General features: G+C 69.7%; 6 protein-coding genes. 4 read left to right on the forward strand and 2 right to left on the reverse strand.

What is annotated here, in order from left to right; translation table 11 throughout:
- The 4 genes from HY703_02735 to HY703_02750 form a co-directional block, all read left to right on the forward strand.
- On the forward strand, positions 1-1,201 hold a 1,201-nt coding region (locus tag HY703_02735; protein MBI4544094.1), incomplete at its 5' end, for a tetratricopeptide repeat protein.
- Positions 1,202-1,343: 142 nt separating this feature from the next.
- On the forward strand, positions 1,344-1,955 hold the full coding sequence (locus HY703_02740; GenBank protein ID MBI4544095.1) for a sigma-70 family RNA polymerase sigma factor: 612 nt from the start codon (positions 1,344-1,346) through the stop codon (positions 1,953-1,955).
- Positions 1,952-2,212 (forward strand): mycothiol system anti-sigma-R factor, encoded by a 261-nt coding sequence (locus HY703_02745; GenBank protein ID MBI4544096.1) that lies wholly within the window; start codon positions 1,952-1,954, stop codon positions 2,210-2,212. Before HY703_02740 ends, HY703_02745 begins: the two co-directional genes overlap by 4 nt.
- Positions 2,212-3,414: a DUF3179 domain-containing protein gene (locus HY703_02750; GenBank protein ID MBI4544097.1), complete on the forward strand. Its 1,203-nt coding sequence runs from the start codon at positions 2,212-2,214 to the stop codon at positions 3,412-3,414. Before HY703_02745 ends, HY703_02750 begins: the two co-directional genes overlap by 1 nt.
- A 139-nt stretch (positions 3,415-3,553) precedes the next feature.
- On the opposite strand, the gene HY703_02755 is transcribed toward HY703_02750, so the two are convergent.
- Together HY703_02755 and HY703_02760 are read right to left on the reverse strand one after the other, a co-directional pair.
- A complete protein-coding gene (locus HY703_02755) occupies positions 3,554-4,000 on the reverse strand; it encodes a PIN domain-containing protein (GenBank protein ID MBI4544098.1) in 447 nt (148 codons plus the stop codon).
- On the reverse strand, positions 3,978-4,232 hold the full coding sequence (locus tag HY703_02760; protein MBI4544099.1) for a hypothetical protein: 255 nt from the start codon (positions 4,230-4,232) through the stop codon (positions 3,978-3,980). Before HY703_02760 ends, HY703_02755 begins: the two co-directional genes overlap by 23 nt.
- Positions 4,233-4,270 lie beyond the last annotated feature (38 nt).

A 4,270-nucleotide genomic window follows, 5' to 3' on the forward strand; every position in this document is an offset into this window, starting at 1 on the left:
CTGCGTGGACTGCCACGAGCCGCACGGGCAGAGCTACCGCGACGTAAGCGGCCGGCGGCTGGCGGGCCGCTTCGATGACGGTCAGTGCCTGGGCTGCCACGCGAGCAAGGCGGAGCGGACCCGCGCGCACACGCATCACGCGCCCGGCTCGCCCGGCAGCCGCTGCGTCGCCTGCCACATGCCGTACCTGCAGCAGCCCCAGCTTGGCCGCGCGCTGCGCTACGCCCGCTCGGACCACACCATCTCGATCCCGCGCCCCGCGTTCGACGCGGAGCTGCCGGTCCAGGGCGCGTGCCGGCAGTGCCACGTGGCGGAGCCTGTGCGGCAGCTCGAAGCCCGCCTGGTCGAGTGGTACGGCGAGCTCAAGCCGCTGAAAGCGCGCACCTTTCCCATGGCGCAGTTCGACAGCCTGAGCCGATACTTCCTGGAGGAGCTGCGACAGCCGGACATGGGGTCGCTGGACCCGGGCGTGCGGCGCAGCCTGGACCAGCTTGCTGCCGCCCCGGACCTGGACGTGCGCGCGCTCGCGCTCATGGCGCTGCACTTCACGCGCGGCAGCGATCCGGAGGTGCGGCGCGTGCTCGCCGCGCGGCTGCGGGGGCTCCCGGCGGAAGAGGACGACGCGCTGCGGCGGCGCTGGGCCACTGCCCTCGATCTTCTTGGCGACTCCTACCGCCTGGCGGGCGAGTTCGCTTCCGCCACCACCACCTACCGGAAGGCGCTCGAGGTGCTGCCGGAAGACGCGCCGCTGCTGGTGGACCTGGGGACGGCATACGCCGGCGCTGGAGACTATGCCCGGGCCGTGGACGCCTACCGGCGGAGCCTGCGGCACGACCCCGTGCAGCCGCTGGCATTCGTGAACCTGGGCTTCGCGCTGGACCAGCAGGGCGATCTTGCCGGCGCGTTGCGCGCGTACGAGCGCGCGCTGGCACTCGAGCCGAACAACGCGCTGGCGTATTTCAGCCTGGGGAACGCCTACCTGCGCCACCAGCGGCTGGACGCGGCGGCCGCCGCGTACGAGCGGGCAGCCGAGCTCGACCCCGGTCTTGCCGGCGCCCACTTCTCCCTGGCCCAGGTGTACGGCGCGCGGCGCCAATCCGACAAGGCGCTGGCCGCGGCGCGGCGGGGGCTGGCCTTCGAGCCGGACAACGTACGAGGCCGGCAGATCCTGGCCGCGCTCGAGCGCGCTCTCGGACCTTGATGCCCGGCTCGGGCCTGGGAACATTGGCCCGGGCTCGTCGATTAGAGACATTGTTACCTGTTCCGTCCATGGCCGTACTGGCGGGCTCGAGCGGATTCACGCCGCCGCGCCCGCGACGGCGCGGCGAGGAGTGGACCTGCGGATGAGTGGGAGCGACGCGGCCGGGGCACCTGATGCGGCGTTGACAAAGCAGGGCTTCGCCGAAGAAGCGATCCCGCACATGGACGCCGTCTACCGCTTCAGCCTTCGCCTCGCCGCTGGCTCGGAGGACGAGGCGCAGGACCTGGTGCAGGAGACGTTTCTGCGCGCCTACCGCGCCTGGGAGAGCTACACCCCGGGCACGAACTGCCGGTCCTGGCTCTTCACGATCTGCCGCAACGTTTTCCTGCGCCAGAAGGAGCGGGGCGATCGGCGCACCGAGATCCCCGTGAGCCAGATGGACGCCGACGTAGAAGCGCTGGCCGCGACCGCGGTGTTCGACGAGGTGCGCGCCCAGGACCCGGAGCAGGTGTTCTTCGATTCGCTGGTCGACAACGAGGTACTGGCTGCGATCGACCGACTGCCCATCGAGTTCCGCGATGCGCTCACGCTGAGCGACATCGAAGGCCTGTCTTATGCCGAGATCGCCAGTGTGCTGGATATCCCGGTGGGCACGGTGAAGAGCCGCCTGTTTCGGGGACGGCGGCTGCTGCAGGAAGCGCTGTTCGATTACGCCCTGGAGATGGGGTACATCCGCGGGGAGAAGCAGTCGTGAGCACTATGGAGATGCTGAGCTGCCACCAGGTGATGGCCCAGCTCTGGGCATACATTGACGGCGAGCTAACACCTGAGCTCAACGAGCAGGTGCGGGCCCACCTCGAGATGTGCGCCCGCTGCTATCCGCAGTACGACTTCGAGCGCGCGTTCCTGGCGTTCCTGCAGCGCATGGCCAGCGAGCCGGTGCCGGCTGGCCTGCGCCGCAAGGTCTTCGAGCAGCTCCTGGCCGAGGACACGAGGGAGGAGGCGGGTTAATGCCTCTGGGCTGGGCGGATCGGACCACCTCCAAGTTCTCAGTCCGATCCCGATCCCGATCCCGCTCCCGCTCCCGATCCCGCTCCCGGGCCGTACCCCGGCTGCGTCTCTCCCTGGCCCTGCTCCTCGCCCCAGCCCTGGGAACGACGCCGGCGGCGGCCCAGTCCTCCTCGGGTTGGCGCACCGACTTCTCGCGCCATACGGTGCCGCTCGAGGAGATCGTTGCGGGCGGGCCGCCGCGCGACGGCATCCCGCCCCTCGACCGGCCGCGCTTCGAGACCGTGGCCGAAGCCGGCCGATGGCTCGAGCACCGCGAGCCGGTGATCGCCGTTGAGCAGGGGGGCGAGGTGCGGGCCTACCCGCTGCAGATCCTGATCTGGCACGAGATCGTGAACGACCAGTTGGGCGGTATGCCCGTGGCCGTCACCTTCTGCCCGCTGTGCAACACGGCGCTGGTCTTTGACCGCCGCCACGGCGGCCGGGTCCTGGACTTCGGCACCACCGGCCGGCTGCGCCACTCGGACCTGGTGATGTATGACCGGCAGACAGAGAGCTGGTGGCAGCAGGCCACGGGCGAGGCGATCGTGGGGGAGCTGGCGGGGCAGACGCTCGCATTCCTCCCCGCGCAGACCATAAGCTGGAAGGAGTTCCGGCAGGCGTATCCGCAGGGCAGGGTGCTGTCCCGCAACACCGGCCACCGCCGGCCCTACGGCCGGAACCCGTATGCCGGCTACGACGACCTCGGTGGCGCACCCCTTGCGGGCTTCTTCCGCGCCCGACGGGACCGGCGCCTGCCGCCCATGGAGCGGATCGTCGCGGTGCGGGTGGGGAAGGAGGCAGCCGCCTACCCCTTCTCCCGGCTGCGGGACGTGAACGTCGTGGACGACGAGGTCGGCGGCCGCCCCGTCGTCGTCTTCTGGAGCGCCGGCACGGCCAGCGCCCTGGACGCCGGGGACATCCCGGCAGGCCGCGACGTGGGCGCCACGGGTACGTTCAGCCGCGTGCTGGGCGGCCGCACGCTTACCTTCGAATCGGCAGCTTCCGGCACCTTCCGGGACAAAGAGACGGGCAGCTCGTGGAACCTCCTGGGCCGCGCCACCGCCGGGCCCCTTGCCGGCCAGCGTCTCGAGCCCATCCCGCACGGCGACTACTTCTGGTTTGCCTGGGCGGTGTTCCGGCCCGACACGCGCGTCTGGCAGTGAAGCGCGTCCGTTTTGCGCGGCACACGGGAATCCCCACTCGACGGCGAACCGGCGGACGATCGCGCGCGATCTCCAGCAATGCCGCACTGCCGCCCGCTTCCGTGAGATTCGCCAGCGTCAACCGCGGCTGCGCCGGGTCTCAGCCGTAGAGCACGGATTCCGGCTCGTGTGCAAACGGACTCATGATCGTGAGTCGGTCCACGACCTGCCCGTCCTGCAGATCCTCGGTGAGCAGATAGCGGCATCCTCCGCTTACGGCCGCCGCAACGATCAGCGAGTCCCACCACGAGAAGCCAAATCGGTCCTGGAGCGTCCACGCGCGCTCAACCAGCCCGAGGTCGATGACGGCAGGCTTCCAGGCACTGAGGGCGATCACGTCGTCGCGCGCCTCCTCCGTCGTGCGAGGCGGCTCGAGCCTGGTGGTGATCGTGACGTAGTACTCCTGGAGGACCTGCACGCTGAGACGACCGAGACGCGATTCCCAGAGAAGTGCAACCCATTCGGCGGCCCGGCGCTGTTTCTCTTCGTCTGTCCGATCGCGTACGTAGACCAGGACGTTCGTGTCAACGAAGACGGTCCCGCTCATGCAGCTCAGCGCGAGAGGGGTAGCCCTGCCCGCGTGCGCGGTGCATGCGAGGTTCCTGCGCGAAGTAGCGGGCGCGCGCTGCTTCGTACTCGTCGGTGCCGAGCATCCGCTCACGGAGCAGCTGCGCGATCAGTTGCGACACACTGGTGTCCTCTCGGGCCGCCTCGACCCGGGCCCAACGCGCGACCTCTTCGTCCAGCGTGATCGTAACGTTCCTGAGCTTCCTGACCATGACACAAAATTAGTGTTCCACGGAAATCGTGTCAATTC

This window comes from Gemmatimonadota bacterium (assembly GCA_016209965.1).
Taxonomy (GTDB): domain Bacteria; phylum Gemmatimonadota; class Gemmatimonadetes; order Longimicrobiales; family RSA9; genus JACQVE01.

Bases quoted from the DNA above. Each gene is read 5' to 3' on its own strand.
- HY703_02740 (MBI4544095.1), top strand. From the start codon at position 1,344: ATGAGTGGGAGCGACGCGGCCGGGGCACCTGATGCGGCGTTGACAAAG.
- HY703_02750 (MBI4544097.1), top strand. From the start codon at position 2,212: ATGCCTCTGGGCTGGGCGGATCGGACCACCTCCAAGTTCTCAGTCCGA.
- HY703_02755 (MBI4544098.1), bottom strand. From the start codon at position 4,000: ATGAGCGGGACCGTCTTCGTTGACACGAACGTCCTGGTCTACGTACGC.
- HY703_02760 (MBI4544099.1), bottom strand. From the start codon at position 4,232: ATGGTCAGGAAGCTCAGGAACGTTACGATCACGCTGGACGAAGAGGTC.